Consider the following 15,964-nt stretch of genomic DNA (forward strand, 5'->3'; position numbering starts at 1 on the left):
GAGCCGGCGGCGATCAATTTGGTGTAGCGGACCGTGTCGACGACGGCGGATTTCACCCGCTCGTGGGCGAGGTAGGTAGCGAGGTCGCGGGTCCACTCGACGGCGGCCTCCGGCGGGACGGCGTTTCGCCAGGCCGCCCCGGCGAGTTCCTCCTCGTCGGGTTGGTAAGCCATCTTGTGAAGGTGTACCGCCAGGTCGTAGACCGGGTCACCCCAGAGAGCCAGCTCCCAGTCGAGGAAGTATGTCGCACCGCCGTTCACGATCATGTTCTTGCGATGGATGTCGGTGTGGAGCAGGCGGAACGGTCTGGGGCAGAGGGTCGACCAGCGTTCGAGGACCGGCTCCAGCGGGTCGGCGGGAAAGCCGAGGGCCTTGAACAGATCGCCGAACTCGGCGAGAAACCTGGCGTGCACGCCGGCGGTGATAGCCGACAGCCTGCTCGCGAACGCCGCCGTGTCCCCGTCGCCGGGCCAGTCGGCGGGCAGCGCTGGGAGCTGGTCCAGCGGCACCCTGCCGAGCTGGGTGAACAGGGCACCGACGTCGGGGATCACATGTTCGGGCACGCGCTTGCCGCGGGGCGCGATCGCGTCGAGGACGTCACCCTCGATCCATTCGACGATCTGGTAGGCCGGACCGACGTTGGCGTGGAGAAGCCTTGGGGCCCGAGGAATGGCGGGGTGGAGGGCACGCACGACCTCGGACTCTGGCCAGATCGTGAGGTCCATGGTGTCGGCCTCGGGGATGGGGATGCGCACCACGACGGGCCCCGACGGTGTCCCGACCCGGACGTTGTGGTTGTAGAAGCCGGCGCTCCGGTCGGTGCGGGCCAGGGCCAGCCAGTACAGCTCGTCGGGTTCGTTCGTGGCCGCGTGCGGCACGGTCGCCCTCACCTCGCCGACGACCGCGTCAGCCGCTGGGCCGTTCCCTACCGCGGAACCAGCCGGATCTGGAATCGCCGGGTCGGACCTCGTCATCAGGCTGCCCCGTCGAAGCCGAGCAGGTCGCGGGCGAGGGCGTCGATGCGGCCCTTCAGGACGTCGAGAGAGTCCAATGGTTGGAGGGCGCTTTCGGCGCGCTGGCAGGCGTCCGTCACGTATTGATCCTCAATTCTTAGCTCTCGCAGCGCTGTTCCGGCGCACAACACCAGCGTCGGGTACACCTCCGCGGCCTCCAGTTCGCTCACCGCCCACCGCGCCGACTCCTGGGCGAGGCCGACCTGGCCCCGCCGCGCCTCCAACGCACCTCGGTACAACCTTGCCCGAGCAAGCCCCGATCGATAGCTCGCCCGGGTCAATGCCTCGACCGCCGTGTCGAACTCCACCTCGGCCTGGTCGAGGTTGCCGAGCCGCAGCTCGGCGACGGCGATCGCCGTGTGGCACTTGCCCAGCTCATGCTGTGCGCCGATCTCGGTCTGGACCTCGATGGCCGCCCGCGCCTCGGGGATGGCTGCGGGCGCATCGATGAACGCGAGCAGCTCGGCCCGGTTCGTCCTGATGTTCGCGTTCCCGACGAAGGAACGGGCCGCCTGGTAATAGGTCGCAGCCTCGTCGAGAAATCGGCCCGATGCTGGGAAGTCGAAGGCGAACCGGTGCGCCAGGTGGCGCAGTCGGGCCACGTCGCCGCGGCACTCCGGATGCCGCCGCTCGGCGATCACGTCCAGCTCGGTCGCGAACCGCTCCGCCTCGACGAACCGTCCCTGACACATGTGCAGGTCGGCGGCCCACAGGCCGGCGCCCATCCGGGCGGTGTCATCCTGGCCGGCCCAGACGCGGTTGTAGATCGTTAAAGCGGCGGTCGTCTGGCCCGCGATGCGGCGTGCCTGACCGGCGGCGACCGCGAGCCGTGCCCCGACAGGCTGGCTGACGTCCCAGTCCTCGTCCGGTGTCAGCTCCAGCGCCCGGCTGGCCTCGCCACGGCGAAGGACCGTCTCGACATCCATCACCCGTCCGGCCTCGGCCAGATCCGACGTCGTGCGAGCTGGGTTCTCCCGTAGGAAATCGCGCAGGTCAGTGAGCACGCCACCGGCGGCGCCGTCGGCCCCGCCGCGGACCGCGACCTCTACCAGGTCGAGCAGTTCGACCCCGGTGATCTCCCCGATGTGCAGAGCATGGAAGACGAGCTCCTGAAACGCCACCGGGTCCGCGAGCAGTCGTCCGCCCAGGCTCCGGGACCTTTCCTGGTCGGTGATGCCATCCGCTGCCGGATCCTCGAAGGCTCGCGGTTCCCAGGCGTCGCGCAGCAGTCGGTGAAGTTCCAGCCGGGCCGACGTGGAAAGCCGGTCGCGCAGGGCGCTCGCCATGAGCTGATGGAACCGGAGCTGATCGCCGGCCGGGTAGACGAACGAGTAGGACGAGATCGACTCCCAGGCCGTCACATGACCGGGAAGCCGGAGAGCCGACGTCAGCGCCCGGAAGATCTCCTGGTCGAATATCCGTGCAACGCCAAGGACCTCCAGCGTCCGCACCTCGTCGGCCGCGACGTGTTGCAGGAAGCGTTGCAGGATCTCCCGTTGTGTCGCCGCCGCGTGTGCCTGACTCGGACCACCATCCTCGGCATTCCCGCCCGCTCCGCCGGTGTCGACGGCGAGATGTAGGTAGAAAGGCAGCCCCGCGCTCGCCGTCGCGAGCCGTAGCCGTTCGCTCTCCTGCGCCACCCCGGAGGCGCCGAGCAACGTCAGCCGGGCCTCCATCGGCAGCGCGTCGACCGGGCAGGCCCGGATCAGCCCACGCCAGTCGGCGTCGTAGGCGTCCCATCCCAGCGGCTCCCGGCCGGCGATGACGACCAGGCCGCGATCCAGCTGGGCGACCAGGTCACGTAGCCAGACGTCCGCGAGCTGTGTCCGCCCGGAGCGGGTCGGAGCGGGCACCAGCGCCTCGTAGGTGTCGATCGTCAGCACGTAGGGACGGCTGGCTGACGCGTCACGCAGGTCCTCGGCGAACAGGAAGGTGACGGCGTCGACGACCTCGGCGTTTGGCAGTTCGTCGAGCGACGAGAGCGTCTCGTCGCGACTGATCCGGTGACGGCGGCGCGCATCCGAGGTCACCCGCTCCGCGGCCTTCAGTAGACCGAGAGCGGTGCCGAAGACCGGCACTCCGGCGACCGAGTCGATGATCTCGGTGAGGACTCCGCTCTCCTCCACGAACGGCAGTGACTCCCGGCTGATCCGCAGGTGAGGGTGAATGCGCTGCCAGAGGACCGCATAGGCGATGTCGAACCGGTCGAACCGCACCCCCTGTTTGCCGAACTCGACGCGCAGGACGGCGAGGGCATCCTCCTGCTGCCGCATCGCCGGCACCTGGAGATCGAGCGCCGCGGCCCGCCAGCCCGCCGGAACCTGGACCCGTAGCTCCCGAAGCAGCCGTGACTTCCCGATCCCGCCGACCCCGGTCATGTTCAGCACCCGCGGCGCGGACTCGCCAGCGGCTACCGCCGCCCGGACCCGTTCGACCTCGTTCGTGAACGCGTCCAGCAACGGCACCCGGTCCACGAACTCTCGTTGCAACGCCGCCACCCGGCGAAACCGCGGCGCGATCGCCATCCACTACCTCCGGCGAGACAGCCATTGGTGCGCAGTAATGGAACAGTTGTTGATCGCCACCGTGCCGCGGCGATCACCCTGCGCATCCAATCATGCCCACCTGATCTCGGATGTCGAACCGCGCAATATGCCATCTTCTCGCGTTGGGCTGACGGACCTATCAGTGACTTACTCATCAGGCCGGCGGCGGGGGGTCCTCGTACTGTGTGCGGACAGGCCCGCCGGAACGGCACTCTCCTCCTGGCGTTGGTGGTGGTCTGGCTCGATGCCGTCTCCGGGGCCGGAGGTCAGCTGAGTGGTGGTTCCGGCCGACCCAGCACTGGGCTGTCGGCGGGGAGGATCGTTGGGAGGCCGGTATCGCTGGTCGCCGGGGCGCTGTGGTCGTTCTCGTGGTCCTCCTCGAGGAGAGGGTCGTCGAAGAGCGTGTTGGAGCGGTCGACGAGAACGTCGGAGTGGTCGCTGGGCCAGTCCGATTCGGGGTAGGTGGCCGTTTCGCTGGCACTTTCGCCGGTGCAACAGTCGTTGTCGGGCAGGCGGAGTTTCCTGTCGCTATGCCAGGCTTTGTCTGCATGGGCCGGTGGTTCCCAGATTCCAGTGTAAAGGTGGTCGAGGCTGCGGTGGAGGGGGTTTCGGCGGGGTTTGCGTCGGGGGTCGACGGAGTAGGGCGGGACGWAGTAGGGATGACCGTCCGGACCCATGGCGACGGCCCATTCTCCCCGATGCACAACCCTGTGATGGAACCCGCAAAGCAGAGTCAGATTTTCGAGGTTCGTCGCGCCACCGGCAAGCCAGTGCGAAATATGGTGTGCATCTGTCCACGTCGCGTTCTTCTGGCAGCCAGGAAACGTGCATCCCCCGTCCCGGGCGACCAAAGCACGGCGCAAAGGCGGTGGGACGATACGGCGGGTACGGCCGAGTTCGAGAGGCACGCCTTCCCGCGAGAGAAGAACATGCGTGAGATGGGCGTCGCAGCAGACTCTTTCCAGCGCGGCGTGCGATAGCGCCAGGCCGTGGCAGGTGGTGGCCGGGGCGGCGCCGTCCGCGGCGAGCAGCGCGTCGATCGTCGTCGTAACGGTGATGTGGGGCCGGGTCCCGCGAGAGATCGGCAGCGTACCGGTGCCCAGGACGCGTTCGGTGATCTCGATGAGGGCGTCGGCACGGAGCTGCGGGACGGTGCGGTGGTCTTCCGGGGCTTCCCCGAATGGCTTGCGTCGGGCGAGGGGCTCGAGGGCGGCGCGCAGGGCGGCGGCACCTTCGGCGTCCAATGTGCCGTGAATGCGGGTGGTGCCGTCGGGCTGGTCGGTCAGGTGCAGTTCGCGGCGGCGTGCCTGGTCGCCGTCGTCGTGGGGGTCGGCGCCGGGTGGGCGTAGCTGGTCCTGGAGGCGGGCGCGGATCGTTCTGCCGAGGGCGACCAGGTCGCCGGCGTCGAGGGTCTCCGCCTGGGTGAGCAGGAACCCCTCGGCCCAGTGGCGCTGCTCGACCGGCGTGTCCGGCGGGAGGGCGCGCAGTGCCGCGACGATGACGGTGGCCTGCTCGCGGCTGATCGCGGTGTCGGTGAGGGCGTGGCCGGTGCGGGGGTAGGTCACGTCGAGGTCGCGGGCCAGCTCGACGGTCCGCCGGGCGTCAGCGGGGCGCATCTTCGCCTGCCAGCGCAGCAGCTCCGCGGTCGAGGGCAGATCCTCCTCGCCGAACACGCCGCGCAGGTCCCGGCAGGCCAGGTCTCGGACCGTCGCGAACAGGACCGCGCCCAGCAGCCGGCCCGCCCGCTCCGTCGCGTCGAGGAACTCCAACGCTTCCGCGTGCGACAGTGCCCACAGGTTCGCCCCGGTCAACGCCTTCAACCCGCCGATGACCCCGTCCAACTCGGCCAGCACATGATGCCGCCCACCAAACCCGTCCTCGCCGTCATTGTCGTCGACGTCGAGAGAATCGCCTTCGGATACCACGGAAGAGTTCTCATGCCCGATTTCCGTGGCATCACCTCGATCGGCGCCGGGCGTGGCCAGAGGAATCCCGGAATCCGACCCGACCCACACCTGGGCAGGGCGGCCGTCCGGTTCCTCGGGAACGAGCGGCGCGCGCATATCTCAACAGAACCATGAGTTCGAACGTATGTCCAGTTCTTGTTTTTCGGGGGTGTGCACCCCCGAATTTATAGAAACGGAAGAGCGGCTACTTGATGCGCGACGTGGAAATGTCGAATAAGTAGTTGGTGGTGGCGCTTCCTTGGTCAATCGCGCCGGCAAGCCGACCGTCGTCCGGCTACACAGATGATGGACGGCCTAATACTCCAGCCCGAGATTTGTGATCAATTGAGTTGTAGGGCTGTGGCCTGGCGGTCGTGGTGGCTGGTTTGGGCGTGTGCCTGGTGGTGGCGTCGCCACCAGGACCAGGCCAGCACGAAGGCTGTCGGCGGGGTTGGCCGCGGGATGGCGAGGTGGACGAGCAGGTGGCGGACCTCGTTGACGGTGAGCGGGATGAGCCCGTCGGCGGGCTGGGTGTCGTGGGCGGTGGCGGTGGTCACGGCGAGGTAGGCGTGGGCGAGCATCGCGAGCAGGGTCCAGCGGTGCCAGGAGGTCCAGCGGCGGACCTGGTGCTCGTCGAGCGCTGCGAGTTCCTTGCTGTTCTGGAAGTCGTCCTCGACGGTCCAGCGGATCCCGGCGACCCGGACGAACGCTGCCAGTGGCACTGGGGCCGGGCTGTGGGCGCGGTAGAACGCGTACTCACCGGTGTGGATGTTGCGGCGGATCATCAGGTAGTGCTGGCCGGGCAGGTCCTGGTCGCTGGTGGCGATGAACGCCCAGTCGTAGAGTCGCTGTCCCTTGGCACCCGGACCGGCGGAGATCCAGGTCCACGCCGGTTCGGGCAGGGTGACCGCGAGGTCGATCGCCTTGCGTTTTCCTGCCTTCGTGTCGATCTGGTGGGTCTTCGCGACGGCGAGAACGTAGCCGAGTCCGCGGCGGGCGAGCGCGGCGCGCAGGGCGGGGTCGTTTCCGTAGACCTCGTCGCCGGTTGCCCAGCGGGCGGGAACCCCGGCGTCGAGCGCGGTGGCGATCATCGTGCGGGCGAGTTCGGGTTTGGTCCGGAACGCCACGCCGTCGGGGACGCCGGCAGCCTGGCACCGGGCGGGGTCCGAGATCCACGACTGTGGCAGATACAGGGCGTTGTCGAGAAAGGCGTGCCCGGCCGGGGTGGCGTAGGTCAGGTAGACCGCGACCTGTGCGTTCTCGATTCGTTCCGCCGTGCCCGTGTACTGGCGTTGGACACCGACGGTCATCTTTCCTTTCTTCAGGTCGCCGGTCTCATCGATGACGAGGACCGCCTCGGCGTCGGCGAACCGCTCGGCGACGTAGTCGCGCAGGTCGGTGCGCAGCCCGTCGTCGTCCCACACCGCGCCGGCCAGGAAGTGCCGCATCCCGCCCGGGGAGGTCTCCCCGGCGTGCTCGGCGAGCGTCCAGCAGTTCACCCGCGGCAGCCCCGCCATCAGGCCACGCAGGAACGACCGCGCCCGCTTCCGGGACTCGACACGGGCGAAACGGCCCCCGATCCGGGACGCGAACCCCTCGAACTCGTTGCGCCAACGATCCGGGTCTACGCTGGGGCACACGGCCACCGGCTGATCTTCGAGAGTCGCCACAAACCCACGACGATCACCGGTGGCCCCTTCACGTCCCGGGACCGCCACGCCGCTCAGGCCAGCCCGGCCACCCAACCCCAGCCCACCAGATCCAAACGATCACAGAAGTCGGGCTGGAGTACTAGTCCTCGATGGGGGTGACGCCGACTGGCTTGTACGGGCCGGGCTGCCCCTTGTCGTCGAGGGTGGTGGTCAGCCAGCCGCGGACGCAGACGGCCGGCTCGCCCGCGACGGCCTTGCCGTTGCAGCGGAACCGCAGGCCGRCCGCGCCGGGCAGGTCCTTCTCGGGCATCGCCCGGATCGCGGCGACGATGGAGCTGGAGGTGACGTCGCCGGAGATGCCCTCGGTCGCGAGCTGGAATGCGGCGACCTGGGTGAACATCGACAGACCGGCGACCCTGTCGGTGTCGATGTCCTTGTTGCCGTAGGCGGCGACGACGGCCTCGTACAGGCGTGTCGACGGGCTTTCGATGCCGACCGGGGCGGTCCCGGGAACGAGCAGTCCCTTGAGGAAACTGCCAGGCACCGCCGTGCGGGTCTTGTCCGACATGCAGTTCGGGTGCGGCACGACGGTGCCGGTGAAACCGACCGCCCGCAAACCGTTGAAGGCGCTGATGCAGAACGCGTCGTTGCCGATGACATGGACGACCCCGGGATCACCACGGGAGATCATGCTCTGGATCTGCGGGGTCATGTCGGCCGTGCCCGGGGGGACCGGGACGACGGCGAGGTCGACGCCGGCCGCCTTGTACAACGGCGGTGCGACGTCCCGCCAGATGGTCATCGTGATCGGGACGTCGATCGCGAGGGCGGTCACCTTCGTCGCGCCCATGTCCTTGGCGCGCTGGAGTGCCGCCTTGCCCGTGTAGGCGAGGTCGGTGAGGGCGAACGTCGAGTCGGTGTCCCGCAGCGTCGTTCCGGCCCCATAGCTGAGCCAGGTGGGCACATGCGCCTGGTGAAGGGGCTCCCAGATGCTGTCCACGACCGAGGAGGTGCCGACGAGGACGGCGGGCACGTTGTTCTCGACCATCTGGTTGCCGCAGTCGGTTCCCTTGGCCGGGTCGGCCAGGGCCTTGCACGTGACCAGTTCGATCGGGTGACCTGCGAGGCCGCCCTTGTGCTCGTTCAGATAGGCGACGGTGGCCTTGGCGACCGCGGTCTCGATGGCGAGGTCCGAGACAGGCCCCTTGTCATCCGAGATCAGCCCGATCCGAACCGGCGTGCCCTTCGCCGGGTTCGACGGGCCCAGCAGGCTCGCGGCGTTCGGCGGGCCCAGCAGGCTCGCGGCGTTCGGCGAACTCGTCGGGGATGGGCTCGCGTCACCGCCRCCGTCGTCGTCCCCGCAGGCCGTGAGCGCGACCAGCAGACCCGTGACCAGGGCCGCGGTGCCTAAGCGTGTGCCCACCGACCTTCGCCACGGCTGTCGGCGGGGCGCGGGTTCCGGCGCGATCTCTGCTGTGGGCATGCGTCGTCAATCCCCTCTAGGTCGCGATCAGAGCCTCGGCCCGCGCGTCGGTGAAGGCGGCGGCGGGCCGACGAATCGAGCGGATCGAGCGGGTCGTGGCGGCCGGACACATGCGCGGGCGGTCCGTCCGCCTGGGAGAACTACTTCAGGAGCGGGCCGCCATCGTTGGTACGCCGCCATCGTTGGCACAGCACGGCGCCCCGGCATCCACCCTCCAGATCGATACCGAAGTCGATATTGAACTTGAGGCCTCACATGGTCAAGCGTGGAAGGGCCGGGTGTTCCGGCTCGGCATCGGCCACCCCACGGCACGCGACTTCACCGCGGCACCTGACCGGCTCGCCACCGCCCGCACTGGCTGATGCCGAGATGACGCTGGCTTGGACAACGCTGACGCTTGTCTGATCGTGTTTCAAGCGAGTGGCGGCGATTGCTGGGAGGCTGGCCGCGATCTCTGCCACCGTCCGTAGGCCCGCGCTGGCGATGCCTCGGCGGTGGGTCTGGCTCGACGGGAATGACCCGCCTAGCCGCGTCGCCGCGGCCCGGCGAAGGAGGCGCGATGACCGACGCGAACGTGCATGCCCCAGCATCGTCGGCCCAGCTGTCGACGGAGCCGGACACGGTCCAGCTGGTCTATCCCAAGGGCGGCTGGGAGGCGTCGGCGCACGCCGCCGAGCTGGCGCGCCGTTATCCGGCCCATGTGGGCGCGACCCGGTTATACGGGGAGGAGTTCCACCGCGACCCACATGCTGTTTACCAGCGGCTGCGGGCGCGGCATGGCCCGGTCGCCCCGGTGATGCTGGATGACGACGTCCCGGCCTGGCTGGTGGTCGGGTACCGGGAGCTGCACTATGTCGCGAGCCAGTCCGACCTTTTCGGTAAGGACTCGCGGACGTGGAATGCCTGGGACCTGGCGCCGCCRCACTGGCCGCTGCGCCCGCCCGTCGCCTGGACCGACACGATTCTTTCGACGGACGGCGCCGAGCACAAACGGCATTCCGCCGCGGTCGACGACKCGCTGGGCGCCGTCGACCTGTTCGAGCTGGCGGGGCGTTGCGAGCGGATCGCCGACGGGCTGATCGACGCCTTCGCGGGCGACGGGAAGGCCGACCTGATTGGTCAGTACGCCGCGCGGATCCCGATGGCGGCGGGGGCGACGCTGCTCGCGCTTCCGCCGGCGGACACGGCGGCATTCCTGGCCGACGTGACCGCCATGCTTATGCAGGCCGGCGAGTCCGGCGAGGCGCGCGCGGCGGAGGCGCGGCTGCGGGACATGGTGCGCCCGTACACGACCGCGCGCCGGGCGAACCCCGGAGTGGACACGCTGTCGAGGCTCGCGGCCCATCCGGTGGCGCTCACCGACGACGAGGTGTTCGAGGACCTGATCATGCTGCTCCTGATGAGCCAGGCCAAGACGACCGCGTGGATCGGGAACGCGCTGCGGCTGATGCTCACCGATCCCCGGTTCGCGGTGACGATCGCGGGCGGCCGGCGCTCCGTCGCGCACGCGCTGGCCGAGGTGCTCTGGGAGGATCCGCCGTTCTCCAACGCGTTTGGCCGCTGGGCGACTCGTCCGGTCCATCTGGGCGCGCAGCACATTCGGCGCGGTGACCTGCTGGTGCTGTCCGTCGCGGCGGCGAACGCCGACCCGCAGGTGCGCCCGGACCAGCTGGCCGGACCCGGCGGCAGCCAGGCGCACCTGGCGTTCGGCAGCGGGCCGCATCGCTGCCCGTACCCGTCCCAGGATGTGGCCGGGACCGTCGCGCGCACCGCCGTCACCGTGCTGCTCGACCGGATTCCCGACATCACCCTGGCCGTGCCGGCCAGCGCGCTCGTCTGGCAGCCCACCGTGGTCATACGCAGTCTGATGGCCATGCCCGTCGTCTTCACCTCGTTCTGACGGCGGCCCATTCTCGACGCCCCGTTGTCACGTCACTCCTGACGCCGCCTCGTTCAAAGAAGATCACGTCCTGACCGTTCTCTGGCCTTGCCGGAGTGCGGCCGCCGGTCCCGGTTCGAGTTCATTCCGACTGTTCCCGCTGGCCGGCGGTCGAGGCTTCTGGAACGCGGGCGCCCGACGGCGGAGGCGTCGTATCGTCGCAACCTGTTCTAGCGCCGGCTGGCAGGAGTGGGTGGGCCGTGAAGATCGAATCGGGGCAGGTCGCGGTGGTGACCGGGGGCGCGAGCGGGATCGGGTACGCGCTGGCGGAGGCGTTCGCCAGCCGCGGGCTGTCCGTCGTGCTCGCCGACGTGCGTCCCGAGCCGCTGGGCCGCGCCGCGGAGACCCTGGCCGAGACCCACGCGAAGGCGCTCGCCGCGGCCGGCGCCGGCGTCGCCGCGGTCACCACCGATGTCAGCGATCCCGACGCGGTCCAGGCGCTCGCCGACACCACCGTGGAGCGGTTCGGCCGGGTCGACGTCGTCTGCAACAACGCCGGCGTCGTCGGCAGGCAGGCGCCGATGTGGGAGCAGACGCCGCAGACCTGGCGGTGGCTCATCGACGTCCTGCTGCTCGGTGTCGCCAACGGCGTGCGGTCGTTCGCCCCGTCGATGATCGCCCAGGGGCAGGGCCACTTCCTCAACACCGCGTCCGCCGCCGGGCTGATGCGGCTGCCCCTGCTGGGCCCGTACAGCACGGTCAAGCACGCCGTCGTCGGCCTTACCGAGACCCTCGACGCCGAGCTGCGGGCCTACGCGCCCGCCGTCGGCGCGAGCGCCCTCTGCCCGGGCCTGGTGGACACCCCGCTCGTCGAGACGTCGGCGGCGATCCGTCCCGACGGCGCCGAGACGTCCGAGCCGGCGGCCCCAGGCGAGGACGGCTCCCGCAAGCCCATCCCGGGCGAGGTGCTCACCGCCGCCGAGGTCGCCGAGATCTCGATCGCCGGCATCGAGGCCGGCCGGGTGCGCATCCTCACCCACACCGACAGCTTCCGCCCCGCCCGCGCCCGCCTCGCCGCCGTGCTCGCCGACGTGGACCAGGCGGCCGCCTCCCGCGATGGGTCGGCAGGCTGAGCCGACCGACCAACCGACCAACCGCCCGGCCACACACGGGTGACGCGGCCGGCCCGCCGCCTCGCCGCCCGGTAGCGTGCCGGTCGTGTCCTCCACGAACGACGACGCATCGGCCGATCAGGCCGCTGATCTGGAGCCGGCTGGCTCGGCACCGCCGGCTGGTTCGGCACCGCCGGCTGGGACACCGGCCGGCGTGGCGAAACCTCGTCTGGAGATCGAGTACTGCACGCGCTGCCGGTGGCTGCCCCGGGCCGCCTGGCTCGCGCAGGAACTGCTCTCGACGTTCGAGACCGACCTCGGCGCCGTGGCGCTCGTTCCCGGCACGGGTGGCGTCTTCATCGTCCGGGTCGACGGCGCCGTGGTCTGGGATCGACGCGAGCAGGGTTTCCCCGAGCCGACCGCCGTGAAGCGCGCCGTTCGTGACCTGGTCGCCCCAGGGCGCAGCTTGGGCCACTCAGACGCCTGAGCCCCCTCTGTTTCGGCTGATCCTGACGGCAACGGCTGTTTGATCTTTGTCGCGTCAGCGGATACTGTCCTTCCCGACAGTGTCGGACCCATCGGTCCGTATTGGACAGTAGGAGGCGGACGTGACCCACGCCTTGTCAGTGGCCGAGTCAGTCGTGGAYGATCCGGAGGTGGACGCGGATCCGTACCCGCGCCGGGTCGGGGTAGCGCTGGGGAGGCCGCTTTTGGCGGACACGGAGATCAGCGTTCCGGTCGAGGTCCGGGACGGCCTGGTCAGGGCCGCGGCGGCGCAGGGCTTGTCGCTGGACACGTACCTGGCCCGGCTTGCTCGGCCGCACCTGACGGCTGACGGGCTGGCCGCCCAGGGGGAGCGGGCCCGGCAGTACCTCAAGGAGTGGAACGGCTACGACCCGACCGACGAGGAACTGGCCGAGGTGGACGCCAACCTGCGTCGCCAGCTCGAGCGAATCCGGAGAACCCGGTGATCGAGCAGCACCACATCGTGTTTGATGACTCGGCCATGCTGGCCGCCGGTCGAGGCAACATCAAGGCATCACGGTTGATTCACTATGCTCACAACGTCGCGGGCTGGCATGTGTACGCGCCGACCTGTGCGTTGGTAGCGGCCGAGCGGGCTCGCCGCGGCATCGCCGAACACATCGCGTCATTGTCGGCCATCAAGATTCTTCCGCTGGATCTGCCGKCCGCGCTCGCCGTCGCGCGTGAGACCAACTGGGCCGCGGCACACGTCCGGCACGCTACCCAGCCCGATGCTGAGCGTCCGGTGCGCGCGTCAGTGGCCACGGCTGACCCGGCGCGTTGGCAAGGCCAACCTGTCGAGATACTCGATCTCACCGCGGCCTGAAGCCGTTCATTGAGCGCCTGATGGCGCCGAGACCGGGGCCGATAAGCAGCGGCCCCGGCCCCCGGGGCGGGGCGGGCAGCGCCGAACTGTTAGGCGTCGTCGTCGGCGACCCAGTTGACGAAGCGGTGCAGGGGGTACATGCCGTCGTGCGGGTTGCCCATCGTGCCGGTCATCGCGCTGCCGAGCCTGACGACCCGTTGCACGCCGGCGGTGGCGAGCAGGTCACGGATCTCGGCCTTGCGGGCCGGCGGGTAGACGCCGACGGTCTGCGTCGCGACGTTCGCGAAATGCGTCGCCTCCGTCAGTGAGGCGACCGGGATGACGTTGACGGTCTTGTTCGTCGGGTGGAAGTCGACCGGCTCGGGGGAGCGGACGACGAGACCGGAGCCGTCGTACTCGCCCCAGATCCGGTAGTCCGGCTCGAGGAAGCGCATGCCCTCGACGGCCTCGCGGATGTCGCTTGGCGTGGCCGGGCCGACGGCGCTGGCGAACTCGCGGTCGACGTTCAGCCGCTCGCGCAGCAGTGCGCAGAACCGGTCGAGGCGTTCCAGCTCCTCGTCGTCGTCGGGGTCGCACTCGACGGCGATGTGCCGGGCGGCGAGGCAGGCGTCCTGGTTGAACACCGTCGCGTCGGCCGCGGCGAGTTCGGCGACCGCACGCATGGTCTCCTCCGAGGCGAGCGCCTCGCGCCCGACGATCGCCATCGAGACCTTCGGGTCGAAGGCGACCAGATGGAAACCCGGACCGGTGTACTTGATGATGTTGTTGATCGCGGCCCCGCCGCCCCAGCCGATGATCTTGTCGAAGTACTGGGCCCGGTAGAGGACGTTCTCGATCCTGGCGTCGCCGCCGCGCCAGTACACCGCCGACATCGAGCGCAGCACCGGATGCTCCGGGTCGACGTCGGCCATCGTGCGCAGCACGGCGACGGCGGTGAACGGGTCGGCCGACGGCAGCTTGAACACGTTGATGGCCTTGACCAGTGCCGCGTCGGCGATCGACGTCATCGCGCCGGACGGGGAGTTGCCGGCGAGCATGTGGACGAGCCGCGGCGGGAACGCGCGGATCCGGGTCGTCCGGCCGTGCGGGTCGGTGTGTTCCGCCCAGCCGTCGAGGACCCGCGGGTCGCGGAACGTCTTCTCGAGGCGAAACTCGATGGCCTGGCGGGTGAGGAACTGGCCGGGCCGGCGGAAGGTGTTCACGAGCATCCGCCGGGGCATCTGGCTGACCTGCGCCGTGAGCTCGAGAGACTCCTGCAGGTAGGGGTTCCGCTCCAGCTCCAGGCGCTCGGCGACCTCGACGAGATAGTCGATGATGTCGGTCAGCGGAACGTCGAAGGCCGGCCCCTGCTCCGTGCGTGGCGTGATCAGCTCGTTGAAGTTGATCCGCGGCGTCACGAACGGCACGCCGAAGTCGCGCGACAGGTACTCGACGTCCTCGCCCCAGACGACCCTGCCGCGGATGACGTGCGGGACCTTCAGCTTCTTCGGCTTCGCCGGCTCGGACGGCGCGAGGCCCGGGGAGACGGCGGCGGCGGCGGTGGAATCGGTGATGGTCATGTGCCGCTCCCTCAGTTGTCGATGAAGCCGCGGACGTAGGCGTCCATGGTGCCGGCGCAGGTGATCTTGTCGCCGTCCGGAAGGTCCTTGTAGCGGGTGATGTCCTCGGAGACGGTCGGCCCTTCCCGGCCGCAGGCACAGGTGCCGAAATCGGCGATGATCTGATCCCCGCTGATGGTGCCGCCCCAGCGGCCGTCGACGGAGAAGTCGAAGAAGGCGGCCCGGCCCTCGACCTGGCCGTCGGAGAGCGGCGCGAGCTCCTCGCCGTTCTTGTCGAGCACGAACAGGGTGAGCCCCGGCGGCACGTGGTAACGGCCTTCAAGGCACTTCACGCTGCGCAGGTTGACCTCCTGCATCGCGTAGTAGTGCAGGAAGCGGCTCGGCTGGATGTTGAGCAGCTCGAAGATGCGTTCGCGGTAGTCCGGCGGCAGGGTCATGCCTTTCAGCCCACCCGCCACCTGAAGACCGTTCCCGCCGGTGATGTCGCCGGGCTTGACGCCCTTCTCCCGCAGGATCTCGTTGAGTCGGTACAGCATCGGGAACATCGAGTTGAAGAAGATGTTCTCGCCTCTGTGGGCGATGACCTGCTCGGCCAGGAACTGGAGGCGGTCCTCGACGTCGGCCTGCCTGGCCGCGCCCTCGGCCTCGAACGCGGCGACCTCGTCCGGTGAGGCGGTGCCGTCGGCGATCGCCCGGCGCATCGCGCCAAGACGGGCCATGTACTTGTGGTGGTCGGTGACCGGCCTCGACTCCGGCAGCGGGAGCGCGTCGTCCCGGCGGTAGTTGGTCAGGAAGACGTCGCGGATGTACGCCGCGGAGCTGATCCCCGAGTCCGGGCCCACCGGGACGACGTGCCACTCCCTGGCCGGCGGCATGCCGAGCCAGGTCAGGCTGTCGAGCAGATTCTGGCCGGAGGCCTCGCGGTCAGTCATGGTCTTGTCGAGGAATGACGCCTTGCCAGACGTGCCGGACGAGCTGGACACCAGGTGGCCGTGTTCCTCGAGCCGCGCGATCGTAAACATTCAGGTGCTTTGTTGATGTTGCTTTGGGTCGCTGGCTTCGGAGCCAGGCGCTGATGTTGGTGGTCGCGTGGCGTGCCAGGTCTGGTGCGTGTGGTGAGGTAGGGGCATGGCGCCGGTCGAGGAGATGCCCCCTGAGGGCCTCCTCGCGGTGGTGCGCGCCCAGGCGGAGCTGATCGCGGAGTTGCGGGCGACGGTCGCCGAGCAGGCCCGGCAGATCGCGGAGCTGACGGCGAAGGTCGCTGACCTGGAGCGGAAGGCGTCGCGGAACTCGCGGAACTCGTCGTTATCGCCGTCCAGCGACGGCGCGATCCCGGGTCGGAAGCCGCCCGAGCCGCCGGCGGGCGGTGGCGGGGCGGGGAAGAAGAAACGCGGCAAGCAGCCGGGCGCGGACGGGTTGACGC

Annotated in this window: 14 protein-coding genes; 7 read left to right on the forward strand and 7 right to left on the reverse strand. The window is 69.6% G+C overall.

Annotation, left to right across the window (positions count from 1 at the left end; all coding sequences use genetic code 11):
• From BL253_RS37755 to BL253_RS37775, 5 genes are all read right to left on the reverse strand, one after another.
• A partial coding sequence (locus tag BL253_RS37755; protein WP_158230511.1) for a phosphotransferase family protein occupies positions 1-974 on the reverse strand: 974 nt, incomplete at its 3' end.
• The gene (locus BL253_RS37760) at positions 974-3,538 is read right to left on the reverse strand and encodes an aminoglycoside phosphotransferase (RefSeq protein WP_076820724.1); all 2,565 of its coding nucleotides are present in this window, start codon (positions 3,536-3,538) and stop codon (positions 974-976) included. The genes BL253_RS37760 and BL253_RS37755, both read right to left, overlap by 1 nt.
• A gap of 287 nt (positions 3,539-3,825) precedes the next feature.
• Positions 3,826-5,484: an HNH endonuclease signature motif containing protein gene (locus BL253_RS37765; protein ID WP_241835504.1), complete on the reverse strand. Its 1,659-nt coding sequence runs from the start codon at positions 5,482-5,484 to the stop codon at positions 3,826-3,828.
• Between the two features lie 362 nt (positions 5,485-5,846).
• Complete coding sequence (locus BL253_RS37770) at positions 5,847-7,151, reverse strand: IS701 family transposase (RefSeq protein ID WP_076822870.1); 1,305 nt, start codon at positions 7,149-7,151, stop codon at positions 5,847-5,849.
• A gap of 145 nt (positions 7,152-7,296) precedes the next feature.
• On the reverse strand, positions 7,297-8,640 hold the full coding sequence (locus BL253_RS37775) for an ABC transporter substrate-binding protein (protein WP_076822872.1): 1,344 nt from the start codon (positions 8,638-8,640) through the stop codon (positions 7,297-7,299).
• 50 nt (positions 8,641-8,690) lie between these two features.
• Between BL253_RS37775 and BL253_RS41710 the strand changes: the two genes are divergently transcribed.
• From BL253_RS41710 to BL253_RS37800, 6 genes are all read left to right on the forward strand, one after another.
• Positions 8,691-9,002: a hypothetical protein gene (locus BL253_RS41710; RefSeq protein ID WP_131831693.1), complete on the forward strand. Its 312-nt coding sequence runs from the start codon at positions 8,691-8,693 to the stop codon at positions 9,000-9,002.
• A 197-nt stretch (positions 9,003-9,199) separates the two neighbouring features.
• Positions 9,200-10,540, forward strand: a complete 1,341-nt coding sequence (locus BL253_RS37780; RefSeq protein WP_198946558.1) for a cytochrome P450 family protein — start codon at positions 9,200-9,202, stop codon at positions 10,538-10,540.
• 239 nt (positions 10,541-10,779) lie between these two features.
• On the forward strand, positions 10,780-11,652 hold the full coding sequence (locus BL253_RS37785; protein ID WP_076822874.1) for an SDR family NAD(P)-dependent oxidoreductase: 873 nt from the start codon (positions 10,780-10,782) through the stop codon (positions 11,650-11,652).
• A gap of 193 nt (positions 11,653-11,845) precedes the next feature.
• Positions 11,846-12,118 (forward strand): Rdx family protein, encoded by a 273-nt coding sequence (locus BL253_RS37790; protein ID WP_076822881.1) that lies wholly within the window; start codon positions 11,846-11,848, stop codon positions 12,116-12,118.
• Between the two features lie 169 nt (positions 12,119-12,287).
• Positions 12,288-12,602, forward strand: a complete 315-nt coding sequence (locus tag BL253_RS37795; RefSeq protein WP_241835505.1) for a hypothetical protein — start codon at positions 12,288-12,290, stop codon at positions 12,600-12,602.
• The gene (locus BL253_RS37800; RefSeq protein WP_241835506.1) at positions 12,599-12,982 is read left to right on the forward strand and encodes a PIN domain-containing protein; all 384 of its coding nucleotides are present in this window, start codon (positions 12,599-12,601) and stop codon (positions 12,980-12,982) included. The genes BL253_RS37795 and BL253_RS37800 overlap by 4 nt, the downstream gene beginning before the upstream one ends.
• Before the next feature lie 89 nt (positions 12,983-13,071).
• Here the strand turns inward: BL253_RS37800 and BL253_RS37805 are convergent, their stop codons facing one another.
• Positions 13,072-14,541 (reverse strand): acyl-CoA reductase, encoded by a 1,470-nt coding sequence (locus BL253_RS37805; protein WP_076822877.1) that lies wholly within the window; start codon positions 14,539-14,541, stop codon positions 13,072-13,074.
• Between the two features lie 11 nt (positions 14,542-14,552).
• On the reverse strand, positions 14,553-15,563 hold the full coding sequence (locus tag BL253_RS37810; protein ID WP_241835507.1) for a hypothetical protein: 1,011 nt from the start codon (positions 15,561-15,563) through the stop codon (positions 14,553-14,555).
• Between the two features lie 106 nt (positions 15,564-15,669).
• Between BL253_RS37810 and BL253_RS37815 the strand changes: the two genes are divergently transcribed.
• Positions 15,670-15,964 (forward strand): DUF6444 domain-containing protein (locus tag BL253_RS37815; RefSeq protein WP_338013786.1); only part of this gene is annotated, 295 nt, incomplete at its 3' end.

The organism is Pseudofrankia asymbiotica (assembly GCF_001983105.1).
Taxonomy (GTDB): Bacteria; Actinomycetota; Actinomycetes; order Frankiales; family Frankiaceae; genus Pseudofrankia; species Pseudofrankia asymbiotica.

Bases quoted from the DNA above. Each gene is read 5' to 3' on its own strand.
- BL253_RS37760 (WP_076820724.1), bottom strand. From the start codon at position 3,538: ATGGCGATCGCGCCGCGGTTTCGCCGGGTGGCGGCGTTGCAACGAGAG.
- BL253_RS37805 (WP_076822877.1), bottom strand. From the start codon at position 14,541: ATGACCATCACCGATTCCACCGCCGCCGCCGCCGTCTCCCCGGGCCTC.
- BL253_RS37810 (WP_241835507.1), bottom strand. From the start codon at position 15,563: ATGTTTACGATCGCGCGGCTCGAGGAACACGGCCACCTGGTGTCCAGC.